This window comes from Microvirga sp. GCM10011540 (genome assembly GCF_042650665.1).
In the GTDB taxonomy this organism is placed as follows: domain Bacteria; phylum Pseudomonadota; class Alphaproteobacteria; order Rhizobiales; family Beijerinckiaceae; genus Microvirga; species Microvirga lenta.
On sequence record NZ_JBHSBQ010000032.1, the window covers coordinates 1 to 20,600 of the forward strand.

At 67.0% G+C, this 20,600-nt stretch carries 18 protein-coding genes and 2 pseudogenes; 10 read left to right on the plus strand and 10 right to left on the minus strand.

The window, feature by feature from the left end:
- Window positions 1-109: pseudogene (locus ACFOYU_RS11945) on the plus strand (IS110 family transposase); the annotation flags it as partial.
- A gap of 39 nt (window positions 110-148) precedes the next feature.
- On the opposite strand, the gene ACFOYU_RS11950 reads toward ACFOYU_RS11945, so the two are convergent.
- The 4 genes from ACFOYU_RS11950 to ACFOYU_RS11965 form a co-directional block, all read right to left on the minus strand.
- A complete protein-coding gene (locus ACFOYU_RS11950; RefSeq protein WP_377033741.1) occupies window positions 149-547 on the minus strand; it encodes a hypothetical protein in 399 nt (132 codons plus the stop codon).
- Window positions 548-606: 59 nt separating this feature from the next.
- Window positions 607-1,422 (minus strand): exodeoxyribonuclease III, encoded by an 816-nt coding sequence (xth, locus tag ACFOYU_RS11955; protein WP_377033742.1) that lies wholly within the window; start codon window positions 1,420-1,422, stop codon window positions 607-609.
- Between the two features lie 311 nt (window positions 1,423-1,733).
- Window positions 1,734-2,693, minus strand: coding sequence for an outer-membrane lipoprotein carrier protein LolA (locus ACFOYU_RS11960; RefSeq protein ID WP_377033743.1), 960 nt, complete (start codon window positions 2,691-2,693; stop codon window positions 1,734-1,736).
- A gap of 99 nt (window positions 2,694-2,792) precedes the next feature.
- On the minus strand, window positions 2,793-5,396 hold the full coding sequence (locus ACFOYU_RS11965; protein ID WP_377033744.1) for a DNA translocase FtsK 4TM domain-containing protein: 2,604 nt from the start codon (window positions 5,394-5,396) through the stop codon (window positions 2,793-2,795).
- 148 nt (window positions 5,397-5,544) lie between these two features.
- On the opposite strand from ACFOYU_RS11965, the gene ACFOYU_RS11970 reads away from it, so the two are divergent.
- The 3 genes from ACFOYU_RS11970 to ACFOYU_RS11980 are packed head-to-tail and all read left to right on the plus strand — an operon-like array spanning window position 5,545 to window position 7,526.
- Window positions 5,545-5,913, plus strand: a complete 369-nt coding sequence (locus ACFOYU_RS11970) for a hypothetical protein (RefSeq protein WP_377033745.1) — start codon at window positions 5,545-5,547, stop codon at window positions 5,911-5,913.
- Between the two features lie 46 nt (window positions 5,914-5,959).
- Window positions 5,960-6,904 carry a DUF1775 domain-containing protein gene (locus tag ACFOYU_RS11975; protein WP_377033746.1) on the plus strand — a complete coding sequence of 315 codons (945 nt, stop codon included), beginning with the start codon at window positions 5,960-5,962 and terminating at the stop codon, window positions 6,902-6,904.
- Between the two features lie 25 nt (window positions 6,905-6,929).
- Window positions 6,930-7,526: an SCO family protein gene (locus ACFOYU_RS11980; protein ID WP_226738302.1), complete on the plus strand. Its 597-nt coding sequence runs from the start codon at window positions 6,930-6,932 to the stop codon at window positions 7,524-7,526.
- Between the two features lie 239 nt (window positions 7,527-7,765).
- Here ACFOYU_RS11980 and ACFOYU_RS11985 read toward each other — a convergent pair whose 3' ends face one another.
- From ACFOYU_RS11985 to tesB, 3 genes are all read right to left on the minus strand, one after another.
- The gene (locus tag ACFOYU_RS11985) at window positions 7,766-9,130 is read right to left on the minus strand and encodes an ammonium transporter (protein ID WP_377033747.1); all 1,365 of its coding nucleotides are present in this window, start codon (window positions 9,128-9,130) and stop codon (window positions 7,766-7,768) included.
- A gap of 37 nt (window positions 9,131-9,167) precedes the next feature.
- Entirely contained in the window at window positions 9,168-9,506 is a 339-nt protein-coding gene (locus tag ACFOYU_RS11990) for a P-II family nitrogen regulator (protein ID WP_226738298.1), read from the minus strand.
- 214 nt (window positions 9,507-9,720) lie between these two features.
- Window positions 9,721-10,578 (minus strand): acyl-CoA thioesterase II, encoded by an 858-nt coding sequence (gene tesB, locus ACFOYU_RS11995; RefSeq protein ID WP_377033748.1) that lies wholly within the window; start codon window positions 10,576-10,578, stop codon window positions 9,721-9,723.
- Window positions 10,579-10,714: 136 nt separating this feature from the next.
- Here tesB and ACFOYU_RS12000 point away from each other — a divergent pair, with 136 nt between their 5' ends.
- The 3 genes from ACFOYU_RS12000 (at window position 10,715) to ACFOYU_RS12010 (ending at window position 16,298) form a co-directional block, all read left to right on the plus strand.
- Entirely contained in the window at window positions 10,715-11,971 is a 1,257-nt protein-coding gene (locus ACFOYU_RS12000; RefSeq protein WP_226738294.1) for a ubiquinone biosynthesis hydroxylase, read from the plus strand.
- Window positions 11,972-12,162: 191 nt separating this feature from the next.
- Window positions 12,163-14,034 carry an HWE histidine kinase domain-containing protein gene (locus ACFOYU_RS12005; RefSeq protein WP_377033749.1) on the plus strand — a complete coding sequence of 624 codons (1,872 nt, stop codon included), beginning with the start codon at window positions 12,163-12,165 and terminating at the stop codon, window positions 14,032-14,034.
- 119 nt (window positions 14,035-14,153) lie between these two features.
- Entirely contained in the window at window positions 14,154-16,298 is a 2,145-nt protein-coding gene (locus ACFOYU_RS12010) for a hypothetical protein (protein WP_377033750.1), read from the plus strand.
- Window positions 16,299-16,338: 40 nt separating this feature from the next.
- On the opposite strand, the gene ACFOYU_RS12015 is transcribed toward ACFOYU_RS12010, so the two are convergent.
- On the minus strand, window positions 16,339-17,046 hold the full coding sequence (locus ACFOYU_RS12015; RefSeq protein ID WP_377033751.1) for an ArsR/SmtB family transcription factor: 708 nt from the start codon (window positions 17,044-17,046) through the stop codon (window positions 16,339-16,341).
- An 83-nt stretch (window positions 17,047-17,129) separates the two neighbouring features.
- Here ACFOYU_RS12015 and ACFOYU_RS12020 point away from each other — a divergent pair, with 83 nt between their 5' ends.
- Together ACFOYU_RS12020 and ACFOYU_RS12025 are read left to right on the plus strand one after the other, a co-directional pair.
- Entirely contained in the window at window positions 17,130-17,459 is a 330-nt protein-coding gene (locus ACFOYU_RS12020) for an NIPSNAP family protein (RefSeq protein WP_377033752.1), read from the plus strand.
- Window positions 17,456-17,812 carry an antibiotic biosynthesis monooxygenase family protein gene (locus ACFOYU_RS12025; protein ID WP_377033753.1) on the plus strand — a complete coding sequence of 119 codons (357 nt, stop codon included), beginning with the start codon at window positions 17,456-17,458 and terminating at the stop codon, window positions 17,810-17,812. The genes ACFOYU_RS12020 and ACFOYU_RS12025 overlap by 4 nt, the downstream gene beginning before the upstream one ends.
- 66 nt (window positions 17,813-17,878) lie before the next feature.
- Here the strand turns inward: ACFOYU_RS12025 and ppa are convergent, their stop codons facing one another.
- Together ppa and ACFOYU_RS12035 are read right to left on the minus strand one after the other, a co-directional pair.
- Window positions 17,879-18,409 (minus strand): inorganic diphosphatase, encoded by a 531-nt coding sequence (gene ppa / locus ACFOYU_RS12030; protein WP_226738282.1) that lies wholly within the window; start codon window positions 18,407-18,409, stop codon window positions 17,879-17,881.
- Between the two features lie 180 nt (window positions 18,410-18,589).
- A complete protein-coding gene (locus ACFOYU_RS12035; protein WP_226738280.1) occupies window positions 18,590-19,096 on the minus strand; it encodes a GNAT family N-acetyltransferase in 507 nt (168 codons plus the stop codon).
- A gap of 894 nt (window positions 19,097-19,990) precedes the next feature.
- Between ACFOYU_RS12035 and ACFOYU_RS12040 the strand changes: the two are divergent.
- Window positions 19,991-20,600, plus strand: a pseudogene (locus ACFOYU_RS12040) (hypothetical protein); the annotation flags it as partial.

A 20,600-nucleotide genomic window follows, 5' to 3' on the forward strand; every position in this document is an offset into this window, starting at 1 on the left:
GGCGGGCAAGCCGGCGAAAGTCGCCCTGACCGCCATCATGCGAAAGCTCATCATCCTGGCCAATGCGCTCTTGCGAGATCAGCGAAACTGGTCTTCAAAACCCGCTTGATCAATACGGATACTCTAGCGGCAATTCTCGCGGAAGAGCTTACGCTTCTTGTCGCTCGAGTCGCGCAGGTCCGCCCGAATGGCCTTCATCTCGGACGATTTGTACCTCTCGGCGCAGATCCGGTTTCCGCCGCCCTGCCAGTCGATCCGTTTCTGACTCGCGGCGATCGAGAGTCGCAGGGCCTCGCAGGTCTCCGGCTGCCAGGCGGCGTTGCGCGGCGAGGCGTCTAAGATAGGTCATCAGGGCCTCCTGGGCGTCCCGATGCACCTGCATGGCCTTCTCGTGACAGGCCTGCAGCATCTGATCCCGCGTCGCGGGAGACAGGGCTGCTGCCGGCTGTGACAAGCCGATCCCCATGCCGATCCCCATCAGGATCGTTCCGGCAACCAGCGAACGAGACGGGGAGGCGTGGGGGACAAGAGAGTTCTTGCGCGTCATGGAAGCAGCGTAGCAGCCGCGCCGCTGGAGCTGCACTCTCCGGTTGAGGAGGTGTCCGGTCAGAGCTCCAGCACCGCCGTGACCGGCACGTGGTCAGAGGGACGCTCCCAGCCGCGGGTCTCGCGGGTCACGTCGATAGAACGCACCGCGTCCCGGATGCCCTCCGACACCCAGATATGATCGAGGCGGCGGCCCTTGTTGGCGGCGGCCCAGTCGGGCGAGCGGTAGCTCCACCAGGAATAGATCTTTTCGGGCTCGGGCCGGAGATGGCGCATGGCGTCGGTCCAGCCCGCCTCCTGGCGCAGCTCCTCGAGGGCGGCGGTCTCGACCGGCGTGTGGCTCACCACGTCGAGAAGCTGCTTGTGGCTCCAGACGTCGTGTTCGAGGGGCGCCACGTTGAGGTCGCCCACGAGGATGGCGGGCGAGGCGGTGGGCCTGGAGCGGCCGCCCCAGGCGCGCAGCTCCTCCATGAACTGGAGCTTGTGGCGGAATTTCTCGTTGAGGTCGGGATCGGGAATGTCGCCGCCGGCCGGCACGTAGAAGTTATGGATCACGAGGCCCGCGGCCGCCTTGGCCTGGGGCGAGAGCGTCACGGTGATGTGGCGCGCGTCGGCCCGGCCGCACATCTCCATCACGTTCGTCTCCGAGAACGGATAGCGCGACAGGATCGCGACCCCGTTATAGCCCTTCTGGCCCATATGCACGACGAAGGGATAGCCGAAGGATTGCAGCTCCTTCAGGGGAAACTTGTCGTTCGGGCACTTGGTCTCCTGCAGGCACAGGATGTCGGGCCGGCGCTCCTGCAGGAAGCCCTTCACCTGGTCGATGCGCAGGCGGACGGAATTGATGTTCCAGGTGGAGACGGTGAGGTTCACGGGCGGCTTTCCTTCGGCAGGACGCCCTGGGCTACGATAGATTCGGGATTGTGGGAAGAGATCCCTCCCTTTAAGTTGTGGTGAAACTAAATACAACTGAAGGGGGTATCAATGGGGACGAAGCTCGCAGCCTTTCTCACCGTCCTGAGCCTTGCGGCGGTTGCTCTTGCACCGGCCGCTCACGCGCGAAATACGCCCTGCTCGAGGAAGAAGGGGGAGTCTCCCACTGCCGGTCCGGCAAGTTCGTGTGCAACGACGGTTCGACGAGCGCCTCCAAGAAGACCTGCTCACGCCGATCCGGCCGACGCTTCCTACCGGTTGCTGCCCACGATGGCCTCGTACTGGATCTTGAACAGCTCCGGATCCATGCGTCGGCCGCGCTGTGCCTTTTCGAGCACCACGATCGTCTGGAAGCCCTGCGGGTCGACGATGCGCCACTGGGACAGGTTCTCGACCTTGGGATCGAAGTAGAGGGTGATGCGCGAGGTGCCGCCAAGGGTCGACTTGTCCTCCAGGGAGATGCGCACCGAGTCGCCGTCATTGGTGATGCCGCGAATGGCGATGTCCTGGCCGAGATTGACCCGCTCGCGCAGGAGGAACTTCAGCGGCGTCTGCGAAATCGAATAGAGGTCCTGGGTCGCGAGCTTGCGGTCGCGCACGGCCACCGAGGAGCCATCGGCGATCACCTCCAGGGTCGCCGGAGGGTCGTAGTCGAAGCGCACCTTGCCCGGCCGCTCCAGATAGAGCGTGCCGCCCAGGCGGCGGCCGTCGCCGCCCACCTGCGTGAAATCGGCGACCAGGGTGCCGAGATTGGTGAAATAGGCGTTCGCCCGCTCCACGATCTCCCGGTTGGAAAGGGTTTCGATCCGGGCGGCGGCCGTGACCACGGGCTTCGGCACGATCTCCATCGGCTCTGCCGAGGCGACCTTCGGCGCCGGGGCGGTGGCTGCCGGACGCTCCGGAGGGGAGGGGGGCGGCGAAGCGGACTTGGCGGCCGCAGGCTTCGCCCGCGCGACGATGGGATCCGGCTCCGGCTCGGCGACGGCCACCGGTCCGGGAGCGGCGGCCGGAGCGTGGAAGCTCGCGGTCGGCAGGGGTGCCGTCGAGAGGGTGAAGCCCTGGGCCGCCGAGGCGATGGTCGGCGGCTCGACCGGGTGGGCCGGCGGCCGGAAGAGATCCATCGGCAGCACCTGGGCCGCAGCCGGCACCGCGCCCGCACCCACGAGGGGGGCCACGATGGTCGCGAAGCGTGCAAGGCCCGAAAGGCGCATCCGGATCAACTCCTTACTCCCCGTCATAGCGGCTGCGTCGGGGACATCATATGGTTACATGATGACGCAGCATCCAGGCCAAGGTTCCTGCCGCGCCGCTCAATCCTCGTCGAGCCCGGCGGTCTCCAGCAGGATCTCGCGCTTGCCCGCGTGGTTGGCGGGACCGACGATGCCTTCCTTCTCCATGCGCTCCATGAGCGAGGCGGCGCGGTTGTAGCCGATCTGCAGGCGGCGCTGGATGTAGGAGGTCGAGGCCTTCTTGTCCCGCAGCACCACGGCGATCGCCTGGTCGTAGAGGTCGCCCCCGCCCGATCCGAACTCGCCCTGGTCGAAGACGGGCGTGTCGCCGCCGTCCCCGCCGCCATCCTCGTCCGCGGTGACCGCTTCGAGATATCGCGGACGGCCCTGACGCTTGAGGTGGGCGACGACCTTCTCGACCTCCTCGTCGGAGCAGAACGGCCCGTGCACGCGCGTGATGCGCCCGCCGCCGGCCATGTACAGCATGTCGCCCTGCCCCAGAAGCTGCTCGGCCCCCATCTCGCCCAGGATCGTGCGCGAGTCGATCTTCGACGTCACCTGGAAGGAAATGCGGGTCGGGAAGTTCGCCTTGATCGTGCCGGTGATCACGTCGACGCTTGGGCGCTGCGTCGCCAGGATCACGTGAATGCCCGCCGCACGCGCCATCTGGGCCAGACGCTGGATCGCGCCTTCGATGTCCTTGCCGGCCACCATCATCAGGTCGGCCATCTCATCGACGATCACCACGATGTAGGGCAGGGGCTCGAGATCCATGATCTCGTCCTCGTACACCGCCTCGCCGGTCTCCTTGTCGAAGCCGGTCTGCACCGTGCGGGTGATCGTCTCGCCTCTCGCCTTGGCCTCCGAGACGCGGGCGTTGAAGCCGTCGATGTTGCGCACCCCCAGCTTCGACATCTTCTTGTATCGGTCCTCCATCTCCCGAACCGCCCATTTGAGCGCCACCACGGCCTTCTTCGGGTCGGTGACGACGGGCGTGAGGAGATGGGGAATGCCGTCATAGACCGACAGCTCCAGCATCTTCGGATCGACCATGATCAGCCGGCATTCCTCGGGCTTCATGCGATACACGAGGGAGAGGATCATGGTGTTGATGGCGACCGACTTGCCCGAGCCGGTGGTACCGGCGACTAGCAGGTGCGGCATGCGCGCCAGGTCCGCGATCACCGGCTCGCCGCCGATGGTCTTGCCGAGGCACAGGGCGAGCTTGTGCTTCGAGGTCTCGAAGTCCTGGCTCGCCAGAAGCTCGCGCAGAAAAACCGTCTCGCGCTTGTGGTTGGGCAGTTCGATGCCGATGGCGTTGCGGCCCTGCACCACCGCGACGCGGGCCGAGACCGCGCTCATGGAGCGGGCGATGTCGTCGGCCAGCGAGATGACGCGCGAGGACTTGGTGCCCGGCGCCGGCTCCAGCTCGTAGAGCGTCACCACGGGGCCGGGGCGCACGTTGATGATCTCGCCCTTCACGCCGAAATCCTCCAGCGTGCCTTCGAGAAGAGCCGCGTTCTGCTCGAGCGCGTCGGCGGAGACCACGGGACCGGCCGGCTTCTTCGGCTCCGCCAGGAGCGTGAGCGCGGGAAGCTGGTAGTCGCCGTCGTCGAGGAGCGAGGGCTGGGCCTCTCGCGCCATGCGTCGCCCGGGCTTGGGCGCGGCGGGAACCGGCGCCACCCGGGTCGGTGCCGGCTCGGGCTGCGCGACACGGGGCACGCCGGGCAGGGGAGGAGGGCCTTCCCCCCAATCGTCGTCCTCGTCGTAGACCGGTGCAGCGACGCCGGCCGGGCGGCCGCGGGCGGGCCCCGCCTCCAGCACCGGCTCGCGCCGCGCGAACCCCCTGTCCGGCGACCCGCGCCGGGCCGTGCTCGCAGGCGCGGGGATGTCGGCAAGATCGTCCTCCTCGGGATGGCCCCTGCGCTCGCTCCAGCGCCGGGCCGCGCTGCGAAGGCTCATGACGCCATGGGCAAGGGCGCCGAGGGACACGATGCCCCAGCCGGGCTCGTCGGAGCCGGGCTCGTCGGCCTCTTCCCAGTCCTGGGTTTTGCGGCCGCGCTTCGCGGGGCGGGGATCGTCGAAATCCTCCAGGTCCTCCGGGTGCCTCTCCTCGGAGAGGCCGAAGCCGCAGGCGGCGGTGAGGGTGAGAATCGTCAGGCCGGCGAAGACGAGGCCGAGAATGGCGTGGGCGGGTCCGCCGGACAGGCCGGTCACGGCTTTCGCGGCGGTGAGGATCGCGTCGCCCACCACGCCGCCGAGGCCGGTCGGCAGGGGCCAGCGGTCCGTGGCCGGCAGGGCGCTCGCTAGCGCCGTGGCGGCTCCCGCGCCGATGATCCACAGGGCCAGACGCAGCTGTCCGCGTCCGAGCTCGCCCGCTTTCATGAGGCGCCAGCCCCAGAGCGCGAGCGGCAGCAGGGCCGCGATGGCCCCGAGGCCGAGAAGCTGCATCAGCAGGTCGGCCACGATGGCGCCGGGCCAGCCGATCATGTTGCGCACGGGGGCGTCGGTGGCGTTGTTGAGGCTCGGGTCGTCCACCGACCAGGTGGCCAGGGCCACCGCGACGGCGCCCGCGAAGGCGATCAGGCACAGGCCCGTCAGCTCCTGGGCCCTGCGGGCGAGGGCGGCTCGCAGGGCGCTGAAGAGCCCGTCATAGGCGGAGGAGGAGCGGCGGACGGTGCGCATGGAACGACTGAAGACCTGGATCTAGAGTTACGATTCCCACTCTAGGAAAGGCTGGTTAAGGGTCCTTTAACCCTACCCGCCCGGCGTTTCGGACATTGACGGAACGGGCGGGAAAGATCAGTGTCTCGCCATGTCGCGCAGGGCGTTCATGACAGGCGGAAAACGGGCCGTTCTCGCGGTCGCGCTCGCCTATGTCCTGGTCCTGCAGGGCCTGCTCCTCTCCATGGCCGGTGCCGTTCAGGCAGGGTCGGGCCACCTGCCGCAGGCCATCCTCTGCCTGACGGATGCCGACCGGGCGCCCGACGATCCGGCGCCGGCGAAAGCGCATGACGGGCTTTGCTGCCTTCTCGGCTGCCACGGCGCCGGGTCCGCCGGCGGTCCGCTCCCCGCGGCCGCCATGGTGGCCCCCGTCCCGCGTCGGGCCGTGGCGGCGGATGCCCGTCCGGCGACGCCCGTCCTGCCCGTCGCCTCCACGATCCTGCCTGTCGGCTCGCGCGCACCGCCGCGCCTCGGTTGATCTTTCTCCCGAACACGCCGACCCAAGCCAACAGGATCATTCCATCATGACATCGTCTTCCTCCGCCGGCGCGCTCGTCGCGGCCGTGCTCCTCGCCGTTTCCACCCCGGCCCTCGCCCATGTGACCTTCGAGACGGCCCGGGCGGCCCCGAACGCCACCTACAAGGGCGTGCTGCGCATCCCCCATGGCTGCGACGGGCAGCCGACCCTGAAGGTCCAGGTCCGCATCCCCGAGGGCGTCATCGACGCCAGGCCGATGCCGAAGGCGGGCTGGACCCTGGAGACCGCCCGGGCTCCTTATGCGAAAACCTATCGCCTGCACGGCGAGCCGGTCTCCGAGGGCGTGACCGGGATCACGTGGTCGGGCTCCCTCGAGGACGGCCATTACGACGAGTTCGTATTCCAGGCGCGGATCACGGATGCCTTCGCGGCGGGCTCCACGGTCCATTTCCCCGTCGTGCAGACCTGCGCCAACGGCACGGAGGAATGGACGCAGATCCCCGCCGCCGGACAGGACCCGCACAGCCTGAGCCATCCGGCTCCGGGCGTGACCCTCGTGGCGGCTCCGGGCGCGTCCGCATCGGCCACCGCCGGAAGCCTCGCCATCGAGCAGCCCTGGTCCCGGGCGACCCCGCCCGGCGCCAAGGTCGGCGGCGGCTATCTGAGGATCACCAACAAGGGCCAGGAGCCGGACCGGCTCGTCGGCGGCTCGTTTGCCCTCGCCGGCCGGGTCGAGATGCACGAGATGTCCCTCGACGGCACCGTCATGCGCATGAAGCCGGTACAGGGCGGGCTCGCGATCGAACCGGGCCGGACGCTCGAATTCAAGCCGGGCGGCTACCATCTCATGTTCATGGACCTCAAGGAGCCCTTGAGGGAGGGCCAGACCCACAAGGGCACCCTCGTGTTCGAGAAGGCCGGGACAGTCGAGGTCGAATACGCGGTCCGTCCCATGGGCGCGCAGGGCGCGGCCGAGCACAAGCACCACTGAACCGACCCGATCGGGAGACGACCTCATGATCCTCAAGCGATCCCTTCTCTTGCCGCTCAGCGTGTTTCTCGTGGCGGCGCTCACCCTGCTCGTGACGGTGCTGCTGCTGGTGCCCGAGCCGCAGCAGAACCAGTCGCGGGTGCCCATCGGCGGTCCGTTCCGGCTGACCTCGCACGAGGGCAAGCCCTTCACCGAGGCAGACCTGAAGGGGAAGCCCTTCGCGGTCTTCTTCGGCTTCACCCATTGCCCGGAGGTGTGCCCGACGACGCTCTACGACCTCACCCAGGACCTGCAGGCCCTGGGACCGGACGCGGACAAGCTGAACGTCGCCTTCATCACGGTGGACCCCGCCCGCGACACGCCGGAACTGCTGAAGTCCTACCTCTCGTCCTTCGATCCGCGCATCGTCGGCCTGACCGGCACGGAGGAGGAGATCGCCGCGGTGGCCAAGGAGTACAAGGTGTATTTCCGCAAGGTCCCGACCGACGGGGACTACACCATGGACCACACGGCCACGATCTTCCTGATGGACTCGAAGGGCGATTTCTACGGCACGTCCAACTTCCAGGAATCGGACGAGGTCCGGCGCTCGAAACTGCAGCAGCTCGTGAAGAACGGGTGAGGTTCTCGCCTTCGGGTGTCATTCCGGGGCGAGCGTCAGCGAGAGCCCGGAACCCCGGGCCGCTGACAGTGCAGGATGAGGTGGCACCGCTGTCACTCCTTCTTGAAACGCTGGCGTTCATGGGTTCCGGGCTCGGCTCTGACGAGCCGCCCCGGAATGACGGCGAAGCAAAAGGAAAGCCCCGGCCTTGCGGCCGGGGCTTCTTCGTTTCGAGCCTCTGGAGGCCTTCGTCTTGTTCGTCAGTAGTTGTAGGCGCGCTCGCCGTGATCGGCGAGATCGAGGCCTTCGCGCTCCGCATCGGGCGTGACCCGCAGGCCGACCACCAGGTCGACCAGCTTGAAGAGGATCAGCGATCCGCCGGTGGTCCAGATGAGGGTGATGACCACGGCGACGAACTGGGTCCAGAGCTGGCCGCCGATGGTGTATTCGCCGACGCCGTAGCCGCCGAGCGACGGGGCCGCGACGATGGCCGTGCCCAGGGCGCCGACGATGCCGCCCACGCCGTGGATGCCGAACACGTCGAGGGCGTCGTCGTAGCCGAGCGCGTTCTTCACGCTGGTGACCGCGTAGTAGCAGATCACGCCCGCCACGAGGCCGAGCACGATGGCGCCCATGGGGCCGGACAGGCCGGCCGCCGGGGTGATCGCCACGAGGCCCGCGACGGCGCCGGAGGCGATGCCGAGCAGCGAGGCCTTGCCCTTGGCCATGGCTTCCACGGTCATCCAGGCGAGGCCGGCCGCCGCCGGGGCGAGGATGGTGTTGACCAGCGCCAGCGCGGCGCCGCCCGTGGCCTCCAGGTTGGAGCCCGCGTTGAAGCCGAACCAGCCGACCCAGAGCATGCAGGCGCCCACGAAGGTGAGGGTGAGCGAGTGCGGGGCGAGCAGGTCGCGGCCGTATCCGATGCGCTTGCCGATCATGATCGCGCCCACGAGGGCGGCGACGCCCGAGTTGATGTGCACCACCGTGCCGCCGGCGAAGTCGAGGGCGCCGAGAGCGAAGAGATAGCCCTCCGAGAACCACACCATGTGGGCGACGGGCAGGTAGATCACCGTGACCCAGAGGCCCGTGAACAGCATGACCGCGCTGAACCTGATGCGCTCGGCGAAGGCGCCGACGATCAGGGCCGGCGTGAGCGCCGCGAAGGTGAGCTGGAAGGCCACAAAGGTGAGCTCGGGAATCGCCACGCCCTTGGTGAAGGTGTCGGCGGTGGAATCCGTGGTCACGCCGGCCAGGAAGGCTTTCGAGAAGCCGCCGATGAAGGCCCCGAGGCCTTCGGGGCCCGACGTGAAGGCGAGCGAATAGCCGTAGAAGACCCACAGGATGGCGACGAGGCTGAACACAGCGAAGACCTGCATCAGCACGGAGAGCATGTTCTTGGTACGCACGAGGCCGCCATAGAACAGGGCAAGGCCCGGGATCGTCATGAGGATGACCAGGATGGTCGAGACGAGCATCCAGGTGGTGTCGCCCTTGTTGACCGTGGGGGCGGTGGCGGCAGCCTCGGCCGCGGGAGCGGCGGCGTCCTGCGCGAGGGCGGGATCGAGGGCGAGCAGGCCGAGCGCCGCTCCCCCGAGGGCTGTCATGAGAAGAGGACGGATTTTCATCGGATAAGGACTCCGGAACGCTGGAAAGGGATTGGGCTCAGAGGGCGTCGGCATCGGTCTCGCCGGTGCGGATGCGGACGGCTTTCTCGAGCGAGGTGACGAAGATCTTGCCGTCGCCGATCTGGCCGGTGCGGGCCGAGGTGGTGATCGCGTCGATCACCTGGCCTACGAGTTCCGTGGCGACCGCCACCTCGATCTTCAGCTTCGGCAGGAAGCTCACGGCGTATTCGGCGCCGCGATAGATCTCCGTATGGCCTTTCTGCCGGCCGTAACCCTTCACTTCAGTCACGGTGAGGCCGTGGACGCCGAGGGCGGTGAGCGAGTCGCGCACCTCCTCCAGCTTGAACGGCTTGATGACCGCCATCACGATTTTCATGGGTTGAGCCCCCTTTCAGATGCCTTCGAACCGCACGCGGCCCGGTGGCGTTGTCCTGCGAACCCGGCCTGCCGGCGCGGGTGTCGGGGCGAAAGGAAGCAAAAAGCGTGCCAGCCCTTGCCGGCCCATGCGGGTGCGGCCGGTGCCTCTTCGATAGGCACCGGGGAAATGGCGCGTCAGGAGCCGATTTGCTTAAAAAGTGGGCAGCAAGGCGTCAGCGACGTTCGCGGATCAGGCCTTCCTGGGCCACCGAGGCCACGAGGGTTCCGTCCTGGGCGAAGATCAGGCCGCGGGAGAAGCCGCGGGCGCCCGAGGCGTTCGGGGTGTCCTGGGCGTAGAGCAGCCATTCGTCGGCCCGGAAGGGCCGGTGGAGCCACAGCGCATGGTCGAGGCTCGCCGGCTGGATCGTCGGCTCGAACACCGTGCGGCCGTGCGGCACGAGGGCGGTGTCGAGGAGGGTCATGTCGGAGGCGTAGGCCAGCACGCATTGGTGGATGGCCGGGATGTCGGGTAGCCGCCCGGTGGTCTTGATCCAGACATGGAACTGCGGCGCCATGGGCTCCCGCGACATGTAGCGCTTCATCTCGACCGGGCGGATCTCGATCGGCCGCTCGCGGGCATAATAAGAGCGCATGGGCTCCGGCATCAGCGGCATGAGGTCGGCCTTCACCTCCTCCTCGCTGGGAAGCTCGTCCGGCCCGGGCACGTTCGGTATCGGCGCCTGGTGGTCGAAGCCTTCCTCTTCCAGGTGGAAGGAAGCCGACATGGAGAAGATCGCCTGCCCGTGCTGGATCGCCACCACCCGGCGGGTGGTGAAGCTGCGGCCGTCGCGGATGCGGTCGACCTCGTAGATGATCGGCACCTTGGGGTCGCCCGGCAGCATGAAATAGCCGTGCAGGGAATGGGGGTTGCGCCCCTCCACCGTGCGGCTCGCCGCCACCAGGGCCTGACCGATCACCTGTCCGCCGAAGACGCGCTGCCAGCCGCTCTTCGGGCTCTGCCCGCGGAACAGGTTGTGCTCGAGGGGTTCGAGGTCGAGGATCGAGAGGAGATCGGCAACGGCTTTGGACATGGATTCACGGTTCTCCCAAGGAGCGCCATCCATCGGAGAGGATGCCGGTCACGTCAAGCTTGACGCTGGCGAGTTGATCGCTGACACCATCCTGCGCCCTGGATCGTTTCATGATCAGTCGAGGAGGCCGGAAGCCATGAGCACCACGAGCCCACGCATCGTCATCGCCGGGGGCGGGCTGGCCGGGCTGTCGCTCGCCCTCGCCCTGAAGCAGGCGCTGGGCTCCGGCCTCGACGTGGTCATGTGCGACCCGGCCCTCAAGCGCGATCCGCACGGGGACAAGCGCGCCTATGCCATTGCCGCCGCCGCCCGGCGGATGCTCGAGGCCCTGAGGGTCTGGGACCAGGTGGCCGGAAGCGCCCAGCCCATGCTCGACATGGTGATCACCGACAGCCGCCTGCAGGACCCGGTCCGGCCGACCTTCCTGACCTTTTCCGGCGATGTGGGGGAGGGCGAGCCCTTCGCCCACATGGTGACGGCGGGCGACCTGACCGCGGCCCTGATCGAGGCCTGCAAGGCCGAGGGCGTCACCCTCAGACCCGAGGGCGTCAGGGGCTTCGCGATCCAGCCGGCGCGGATCGACGTGCTGCTGACGGGTGCGCAGGACAGCCTCCCGGCCGCCCTCCTGGTGGCCGCGGACGGCGCGCGCTCCACCTTGCGCGAGCAGGCGGGAATCGGCTGGATCTCGTGGCCCTACCGGCAGTCCGGAATCGTGGCGACGATCTCGCACGAGCGTGATCACGAGGGCCGGGCGGTGGAGCATTTCCTGCCCTCCGGCCCCTTCGCCATCCTGCCGCTCAAGGCGGAAACCCTGCCCGACGGCACCGTGAGGCACCGCTCCTCCATCGTCTGGACCGAGCGCAACGACAATGTCCCGGCCCTGCTGGAGGCTCTTCCGGACGATCTGCTGGCGGAGCTGGAGAAGCGCTTCGGGCTGCAGCTCGGCCGGATCGCCTTCGAGACCAAGCCGCAGGCCTTTCCCCTGTCCTTCGGCGTCGCCCGCCGCTTCACGGCCGAGCGCATCGCCCTTCTGGGCGACGCGGCCCATGTGATCCATCCCATCGCGGGGCAGGGGCTCAATCTCGGCCTGCACGACGCGGCATCGCTCGCGGAGGTGGTCGCCGACGCCTTGCGGCTGGGCATGGATCCCGGCGGTGCGGACGTGCTCGACACCTACGAGCGCGCGCGCCGGGCCGACATCACCGCCATGGGCCTGATGACCGACGGCCTCAACCGGCTCTTCTCGAACGATATCCTGCCCGTCCGCCTGGTCCGCGACCTGGGGCTGGGCCTCGTCGACCGGATGCCGGGATTGAAGCGCTTCTTCATCCGCGAGGCGGCCGGCCTGACCGGCCGGGCGGCGCCGCGGCTTCTGAAAGGGGAGGCATTGTGAGCCGGCGGCGGAATTCCGCTGCGGCAAGCCTTGTCCGGTATCGCCGTGCAACCAGATGAGCTATCCGAAGATTGACCCCTCGTCCCTTATCGCGAGCACCTCGAAACCCGTGACGCAAACCCATTCCGCCGCAGGTTCGCCCGAGCCGAAACGCCCTTCCGGTCCTGAGGCCTTCCGCATCGAGGCCGCCGGTGCTCGCTGACCGCGTGGCCGAGAACCGCTCTTCGGGACGCGACTTCCTCGCAGGCGGCGGGGACATGGGCGCCCGCATGCGGGCGCACGACTGGTCGACCTCGCCGCTCGGGGAGCCGGAAACCTGGCCTCAATCCCTGCGCACCCTGGTGCGGCTGATGCTGAACGCCCAGCAGGCCATGTTCATCGCGTGGGGACCCGATCTCGCCTTCCTGTACAACGATGCCTATGCGCCGATCTTCGGAGCCAAGCATCCAGGTGCGCTGGGACGCCCCTTCGCCGAGGTCTGGTCCGACATCTGGGAGCAGATCCGCCCTCTCGTCGAGAGCACCCTTGCGGGCGAGGCGGTCGGATACGAGGACCTGCTGATCCCGATGGAGCGGAACGGTTACCGGGAGGACACCTACTTCACCTTCTCGTACACGCCGGTCCATGACGAGAGTGGCAGGGTCGCCGGCATGTTCTGCGCCGCCATGGAAACCACCGGCAAGGTCCTGGCGGAGCGCCGCATCGCCACGGAGCGCGAGCGCCTGCGCGAACTCTTCCATCAGGCCCCGGGCTTCATCGCCGTGCTGCGCGGCCCCGACCATGTCTTCGAGATCGCCAACGCCTCCTATTACCAGCTCATCGGCCACCGGGACATCATCGGCAGACCGGCGCTCGAAGCGCTGCCCGAGGTCGCGGACCAGGGGTTCAAGGAGCTTCTCGACAACGTTTACGAGAGCGGCGAGCCCTTCGTCGGGCGGGGCCTGCGGCTCTTTCTCCGCCGGGAGCCCGACAGCGAACCGGAAGAGCGCTTCGTCGACTTCGTCTATCAGCCCATCAGGGATGCCGAGGGAAAGGTGTCCGGCATCTTCGCCGAAGGCAGCGACGTGACCGAGGCGAAGCGGGCGGAGGCGGCCTTGAGGGAGAGCGAGACGCGGCTGCGCCTCGCCCTCGACGCCGGCCGCCTGGCCGCGTGGGAGAGCAACGCGGCCGAGGGCACGATCACCACCTCGCCGGAGCTGAACCGGCTTCTCGGCTTCCCGCCGGACTCCTCTCCGAGTCCGGAGGAAATCCGCGCGCGCTACTTTCCGGGCGACCGGGAGCGGATCGCCGCCGCCGCGCAGGCCGCCCTGGCCCGGGGCGAGCGCTTCGCCGAGGGCGAGCTGCGCATCATATGGCCCGACGGTTCCATCCGCTGGCTGCTCCTGCGGGCGGAGATCAAGTCCAGCCACGAGGGCAAGCTGGGACAGACCATCGGCGTGGCGCTCGACATCACCGAGCGCAAGCGGGCGGAGGAGCACCAGAAGCTTCTCATCAACGAGCTGAACCACCGGGTGAAGAACACCCTGGCCACGGTCCAGTCCATCGCGGCGCAGACCCTGCGCAGCACCCAGGACCCGGACGAGGTCAGGTCGGCCCTGGAAGCCCGTCTCTTCGCCCTCTCGCGCGCCCACGACGTGCTCACCCGCGAGAACTGGGAAGGGGCGGGATTGCGGGAGATCGTGGTCCAGGCGATGGAGCCCTATGGCGGGGTCCGGGAGGACCGGCTGCGCATCGGCGGACCCGACGTCTGGCTCTCGCCGCGCATGGCGCTGGCGCTCGCCATGGCCCTGCAGGAACTCGCCACCAATGCGGTGAAGTACGGCGCCCTGTCCAACGAAACCGGCCGGATCGGCATCGAATGGCAGGTCGTCCCCGGCGACGAGGCCCCCCGGCTCCGTCTCCAGTGGACGGAATCGGGCGGGCCGCCCGTCGCGGTCCCCAGGCGGCGCGGCTTCGGCACCCGCCTGATCGAACGCAACCTCGCCCACGACCTCCACGGCGAGGTCCGGATCCACTTCCGGGACGGCGGCGTGGTCTGCACGGTGGACGCGCCGGTGGGGTAGGACGGGGCGGTCGGTCGCGACGACCGGCGCGCTTCCCTGCGGCAGGGAGATACTATCTTTTCTATACGTAATAACGTAATAGTGCGCCCATCGCGATGCCCTGATCTCGTAGGCGCCACATGACCAATACGTTTATCGACGACCAGACCACCCTCAATACCGGAATGCACGCCCTCCACGAAATGGCGGCAGCGTTGACCGGAACGACCCTCCTGGCACGGAGCCTGAACAGCGCCACGCTCGGCGGCATCAAGGCCGACGGGACGCAGCGCATCCTCGTGGACTCGGGTTCCAGCATCCAGGCGCATCTCGCCGGAATCCATCTCCTGGGCAGCGCGAGCGGGGTCCACAACGAGGGTACCATCTCGTCCGTCGCGGGAGCGGCGATCCTCCTGACGGGCGGAGGGTTGAGCTCCGTCACCAATCTCGGGACGGTCACGACCGCTGCCGTAGCGGCCGAGAACGTTGCCGTCGTGGCGGTGGCCGCCTCCGCCTCGAATTCGGACAGGCTGAACCTGTTCAACTCCGGCAGCCTCACAGCCAGCGCAGGGGCGCTGGCGGTCCAGGGCGGCCATGGGAACGACCGGATCGTCAATACCGGCACCATCAGCACGACCGGAACCACCGCCATCGACCTCAAGGACGGCAACGACTTCTACGAAGGAGCGCAAGGGACCGCGACGGGAATCATCAGGCTCGGCGCCGGCAACGACACCGCCTATGGCGGGCTGGCCTCGGAGGTGTTTTCCGGCGGCACCGGCAGCAACTACATGGATGGCGGCTCCGGAGGCGGCACCGATACGGTCGATTATTCCGATGCGACCGGCGGCATCACCGTCAATCTCGGCACCGACTCGACCCAGCGCATCTATGCCGACGTCTACGACGTGATTCTCAACATGGAGAACGTCATCGGGAGTATCCATAACGACAGTCTCACCGGCGACTTCTACAAGAACCACCTCAAGGGCGGCAACGGCGACGACACGCTCGAAGGTGGGCTCGGTGACGACACGCTCGAGGGCGGTGCCGGCAGCAATACCGCCAAATATACCGGCTCGGCCGCGGCGAACGTGAACCTGTCCCTGACGGGCGAGCAGGACACGACCGGCTACGGCAAGGACACCCTGATCGACATCGACAACCTCGAAGGCGGCTCCGGGGCCGACATCTTCACGGGCAACGACGACAACAACCGGCTCATCGGAAACAACGGCAACGATGCTCTTCGCGGCGGCGGCGGCAGCGACACCCTGCAGGGCGGATCGGGCGACGACACGCTCGCCGGTGGCGCCGGCAACGACACCCTCGAAGGGGGAGCCGGCCGGAACACGGCGGAATTCTCCGGCGCAAGGGGCAATTACACCATCGTCAACAATCCCGATGGAACGGTGACCGTTACCGACAATACCGGCCAGGACGGGACCGATCAGCTCAAGGAGGTTCGCTTCGCCAAGTTCGCGGACCAGACCATTGCGCTCACCAATGGTGCGGCTTCGAACATCTCCCCGTCGATCTCGCCCATCAACTTCTCCGAGAGCAAGGCAGTCGGTTCGCAGGTCACGACGCTGTTCAGCTCCGACCCGGATGGGGACACGCTGACCTTCAGCGTCGTCACCGATGCGGGCGGGCTCTTCACCCTGGACGGAAACAAGCTGATTCTCGCGGGCGGGCTCGATTACGAGACCGCCACCAAGCACACCATCACGGTTAAGGTATCGGACGGCTTCGGCGGGGATTTCGCCAAGGACCTTACCATCAACGTGACCAACAGCACCACCGAGACGAACCCCCTCGTGAAGCGGGGCACCAATGCCTCCGAACAGGTGGTGGGCGAGAACGGCAACGACAAGCTCTACGGGCTCAACGGCAACGACGAAATCTTCGGGCAGGGCGGCGACGACACGCTTTGGGGCGGCAAAGGAAAGGACACGTTCATCGGCGGCGCCGGGAAGGATGTTTTCGTGCTCGACCAGAAGCTCAGCAAATCCAATCTCGACTGGATCTACGACTTCGATCCGAAGGAGGACACGATCCACTTGGCCAGAAAGGTGTTCTCGAAGATCGGCCGGAAGGGTGGCCTCAAGAAGGACGCCTTCATCGTCGGCGACCGGGTCAAGGACAAGGAGGACCGGATCATCTACCACAAGAAGGCCGGCGCCCTGTTCTACGATCCGGACGGAACCGGGTCCGCGAAGGCGGTCCAGTTCGCGACCATCGGCAAGAAGCTCGCCATCAAGCACAGCGACTTCGACATCTTCTAGAGCGTCGCCCCGGCGAGGGGGTGCCGGTCCGCTCCCGGCCTCACGCCAGGGAGCGCTCCGGCGAGTCCTCCGGGGTCAGGCGGAAGGCCTGGTTGAAGGCCGCCAGGCCGTCGCAGGTGAAGACGAGGGCGCGGCTCTCGTCGCGCCGGCCCCATTGCCGCTCGACCACGATCGAGAGAATGGTGGCGCCGAGCGCCCCGCCCAGATGCAGGCGGCGCTCGCTCCAGTCGAGGCAGGCCCGGCAGACAGGCCGCCGGCCCTTTTCCAGGCGCGCCACGTCGACGCCGAAGCACTGGAAGAACGCGCGGCCCTCCTCCGACAGGGCGAGCTCTGTCTCCCCCGTGACCAGACTCTGACGGGCGAGGCCGTTGAGCAGGGCGACGCCGCGTTCCCCGGCCAGGTGATCGTAGCAGACCCGGGCGGCCCGCAGCGCGGCGTCCTTCGGACCGGTGCGGACACGAACGGCGCCGGTGCGCTGGGCAAGGCCCATCAGCGCTTCCAGAACCTGCGCCACGTCCGGGCCCGAGAGACGGAAATAGCGGTGCCGCCCCTGCTTCTCCGCCGCGACCAGCCGGGCGGCCTCGAGCCTGGAGAGATGGCCGCTCGCGGTCTGGATCGTGACCCCTGCCGCCTCCGCCAGCTCGCTCACGGTGAGCGCGCGCCCGTCCATGAGGACGCCCAGCATGTTGGCGCGGGCGGGGTCGCCGAGCAGGGCGGCGACGGGGGCGATGGCGGGGCCTTCCTTCATGCTTCGATCATAACCGAACCATGAGCGTCAGACAATCGGCTAGGTTGCCGCCTCCACCGACGCAAAAGCAAAGGAAGCCCCCGATGATCACCTGTTTCATCCGCTACGAGATCGATCCGTTCAGGGTGGAGGCCTTCGAGGACTATGCCCGCAACTGGGGCGAGGCGATCCCGCGCTGCGGCGCCGACCTCATCGGCTATTTCGCTCCGCACGAGGGATCGAGCACCGTGGCCTACGGGGTCTACACCATCGCGAGCCTCGCCGAATACGAAGCCTACAAGGCGCGGCTGCGGGATGACCCGCAGGGCCGGGCGAATTATGATTTCGCCAAGCGGGAGCAGTTCATTCGCCGGGAGGACCGGATCTTCCTGCGCCTGGCCTCGGCACCGCACGGGAGGGTGATCCGTCCATGATGGCCGTCATTTTCGAGGTCTGGCCCGCACCGGGGCAGAAGGAGCGCTATCTCGACCTCGCCGCCGCCCTGAAGGAGGAGCTGGCGACGGTCGACGGCTTTCTCTCCATCGAGCGGTTCCAGAGCCTGAGCGAGCCGGACAAGCTCCTGTCCCTGTCGTTCTGGCGCGACGAGGAGGCGGTGCGGCGCTGGCGCAATTCCCCCGCCCACCGGATGACCCAGGGGGAGGGCCGCGGCGGCGTCTTTCGCGATTACCGCCTGCGCGTCGCGGCCGTGATGCGGGATTACGGCATGACCGAGCGCGCGCAGGCGCCGGCCGACAGCCGCTCGGCGCATGACGGGATCGTTCCCTGACTCAAAGAGAAAGGCCGGAGCGAGGGCTCCGGCCTTCAGGAGTTTTGAGGAGGGTGGGGCCAGGCCTCAGCCCTTCTTGGCGCGCTCGATGGCCTCGACGATCAGGCGCTTGGCCTCCTCGGCGTCGCCCCAGCGGATGATCTTGGCCCACTTGCCGGGCTCGAGATCCTTGTAGTGCTCGAAGAAGTGCTCGATCTGCTTGATCGTGATCTCAGGCAGGTCGGTATAGGTCTGCACCCGGTCGTAGCGCTGGGTCAGCTTCGGAGAAGGAACCGCGATGATCTTCTCGTCCTGGCCCCCGTCGTCCTCCATGACCAGCACGCCCACGGGGCGCACGTTCATGACCGCGCCCGGCACGATGGCGCGGGTGTTGGCGATCAGCACGTCGCAAGGGTCGCCGTCGCCCGAGAGGGTGTGAGGGATGAAGCCGTAATTTCCCGGGTAGCGCATGGCCGTGTAGAGGAAACGGTCGACGAAGAGCGTGCCGGATTCCTTGTCCATTTCGTACTTGATCGGCTCGCCGCCGAGCGGCACCTCGATGACGACGTTCACGTCCTCCGGCGGGTTCTTTCCGATCTTGATCGCGTCGATGCGCATGTTGGGGTGTTCTCCGTGAGATACGGGGCTGGTGAGCTTGGACGCTTCACTAGAGGGTGATCGGCAAAAGGGGAAGCCGGTTTGCGCCAATCCCGGCCTGTTCTTTCGAAGGGGCGCGCGAGGTCGCCGCCGGACCCGTCGGGTCCGGCAATCGTCGCGAACGGCCGAAAGAAGGGCGCCCTACCGGAACAGGAAGGCCACCTTGGCCAGGGGGGCGCCGCCGATGCGCTCCTCCACCCGGGCGATGCCGCGCCCGCCCATGCCCTCGTAGAAGTCGCAGGCGCGCGCGTTCTCGGCGAGCGCCCAGACCACGATCCGGTTCATCTCCCGCGCCCTGAGGTCGTTGCACACGGCCTTGAACAGGCGCCTGCCCAAGCCCACGCCCTGGTATTCGGGCAGGAGATAGAGCTCGTCGATCTCCCCGTCCGCCGGCAGCGACCGGTCGCGGCAGCGGCCGTAAGAGGCGTAGCCCGCCACCCCCTGGCCGATGTCGAGCACCGCCAGCGGGCGCCCGCGCGTGACGGTGGAGCGCCACCAGCGCAGGCCCCGGCGCGACAGCATCTTTTCGAGGGTCACGCCCGGAATGATGCCCTGGTAGGCCTCGCGCCATGCGGCGTCGAACACCCGCGACAGCCCCTCGGCGTCATCGGGCTTGGCCTGGCGGATACTGACGAGAAGATCGCTCATGGTCTTGGCTTCGGGAGAAGGGAAGCAATGGGTTCGAGCATCCGCGCAAGGTGGTTAACGCGGCCTTAAACGACGCTCGTCTCACCCCCGTGAAAGCGTGGCTATTCAAGCAGAAACGGGAGCTGGAGGGAAATGGGTCGGAACGACGCGGGGCAGTGATGTCAGCGTATGCGACGGCAGTATTCAGCTCTCTTCAAGAGTCACAATTCGTGAAGAGATATTTGCCTCAAGACGCGCCTCGCTCCGGACGTTTCCAATGTTGCCCCGTGTCTATGGTGCAACAGGCAGTTACCTCGCCTAGGAGCGTTCCCTGACCTGAAAGACATAAGATCTTTTTTATAACGTTATATAGTGTTATCCCAGATGGGAATAGGCCTTTTCTGCACCAGATTTACCTTCCTAGGAACACTGCTATGGCGAACTATTACATCCACCAGATCAACTCGGTCCTAACAACCGCTGCAGACGACCATGCCTTGGAGATCGAAGGTAACGACACCTAACTGTCGCCCAAGGCGGGTCATTGAAGACCGAAGGCGCTAACGCGGTCGCCGTCATGCTAACGAGCGCTCCGACTGCCTCCGGGGCAATGACGAACATTAGCATCTTCGGGTCGGTCGAGGCACTTGCGGCCCGTGCTATCTACGCATCGTACGGCAATGCCAGCATCTATGTCGGATCCTCGGGCAGTGTCGTTGGTCGGGCTGCCATCCGGATGAGAGGAGCTGTCCTTGTCGCAAACGACGAAACAATCCGATCGACCACAGGCTTAACGCTTTTCCATGAAGGAGAAGGCAGCCTGCCCTCTTCAACAGCGGGCAGATCATTTCACAAATATCGGACGCAGATGCAGTTTCTGCCTCGAATGGTTCTGATGCCGTCACCAATTCAGGCTTGATCCAAGGTGGTATAGACTTCCTGTTTGGCGATGACATTTATCGCGGCGAGCAGGGAACCCACGTCGGGTCCATTGACCTCGGCGAAGGCAATGACACGATCTACGGCGGAGTTGGCACAGAACGAATCATCGCGGGCTATGGGGACGATGTGATCGACGGCGGTGGCGGCGATGATGAACTGATCCTGCTGACCAACGTTGAGCACACCATCGATCTCCGAATTAGCACACCGCAGATTACGGGTCAGGGTCTCGACAGGATCCTCAACATTGAGAACCTGACAGGGAATATTCGCGGAGATACATTCACCGGCAATGCTTCTGACAACACCTTCACGGGCAAGGGCGGCAACGACGTGTTGGACGGCGGCGGCGGGGTCAACACAGCGGTCTTCTCCGGCAACAAGGCCGACTACACCATCACCAACAGCAACGGCACCGTCACGGTCAAGGACAACCGCGCCAGCCAGGACGGCGAGGACACCCTGACCAACATCCGCTTCGCCCGCTTCGAGGCCGAGAACAAGACCGTCGCGCTCATCAACAGCGCTCCCATCAGTCTGGCGCTCTCCGGTGCCGCTGTGGCCGAGAACGCCGCCGACGCCC

What these genes read in the sequence shown, in the direction of transcription:
- ACFOYU_RS11950 (WP_377033741.1), bottom strand. Translation starts at nt 547, where the DNA reads ATGACGCGCAAGAACTCTCTTGTCCCCCACGCCTCCCCGTCTCGTTCG.
- ACFOYU_RS11960 (WP_377033743.1), bottom strand. Translation starts at nt 2,693, where the DNA reads ATGCGCCTTTCGGGCCTTGCACGCTTCGCGACCATCGTGGCCCCCCTC.
- ACFOYU_RS11965 (WP_377033744.1), bottom strand. Translation starts at nt 5,396, where the DNA reads ATGCGCACCGTCCGCCGCTCCTCCTCCGCCTATGACGGGCTCTTCAGC.
- ACFOYU_RS11970 (WP_377033745.1), top strand. Translation starts at nt 5,545, where the DNA reads ATGACAGGCGGAAAACGGGCCGTTCTCGCGGTCGCGCTCGCCTATGTC.
- ACFOYU_RS11975 (WP_377033746.1), top strand. Translation starts at nt 5,960, where the DNA reads ATGACATCGTCTTCCTCCGCCGGCGCGCTCGTCGCGGCCGTGCTCCTC.
- ACFOYU_RS11980 (WP_226738302.1), top strand. Translation starts at nt 6,930, where the DNA reads ATGATCCTCAAGCGATCCCTTCTCTTGCCGCTCAGCGTGTTTCTCGTG.
- ACFOYU_RS11985 (WP_377033747.1), bottom strand. Translation starts at nt 9,130, where the DNA reads ATGAAAATCCGTCCTCTTCTCATGACAGCCCTCGGGGGAGCGGCGCTC.
- ACFOYU_RS11990 (WP_226738298.1), bottom strand. Translation starts at nt 9,506, where the DNA reads ATGAAAATCGTGATGGCGGTCATCAAGCCGTTCAAGCTGGAGGAGGTG.
- tesB (WP_377033748.1), bottom strand. Translation starts at nt 10,578, where the DNA reads ATGTCCAAAGCCGTTGCCGATCTCCTCTCGATCCTCGACCTCGAACCC.
- ACFOYU_RS12000 (WP_226738294.1), top strand. Translation starts at nt 10,715, where the DNA reads ATGAGCACCACGAGCCCACGCATCGTCATCGCCGGGGGCGGGCTGGCC.
- ACFOYU_RS12010 (WP_377033750.1), top strand. Translation starts at nt 14,154, where the DNA reads ATGACCAATACGTTTATCGACGACCAGACCACCCTCAATACCGGAATG.
- ACFOYU_RS12015 (WP_377033751.1), bottom strand. Translation starts at nt 17,046, where the DNA reads ATGAAGGAAGGCCCCGCCATCGCCCCCGTCGCCGCCCTGCTCGGCGAC.
- ACFOYU_RS12020 (WP_377033752.1), top strand. Translation starts at nt 17,130, where the DNA reads ATGATCACCTGTTTCATCCGCTACGAGATCGATCCGTTCAGGGTGGAG.
- ACFOYU_RS12025 (WP_377033753.1), top strand. Translation starts at nt 17,456, where the DNA reads ATGATGGCCGTCATTTTCGAGGTCTGGCCCGCACCGGGGCAGAAGGAG.
- ppa (WP_226738282.1), bottom strand. Translation starts at nt 18,409, where the DNA reads ATGCGCATCGACGCGATCAAGATCGGAAAGAACCCGCCGGAGGACGTG.
- ACFOYU_RS12035 (WP_226738280.1), bottom strand. Translation starts at nt 19,096, where the DNA reads ATGAGCGATCTTCTCGTCAGTATCCGCCAGGCCAAGCCCGATGACGCC.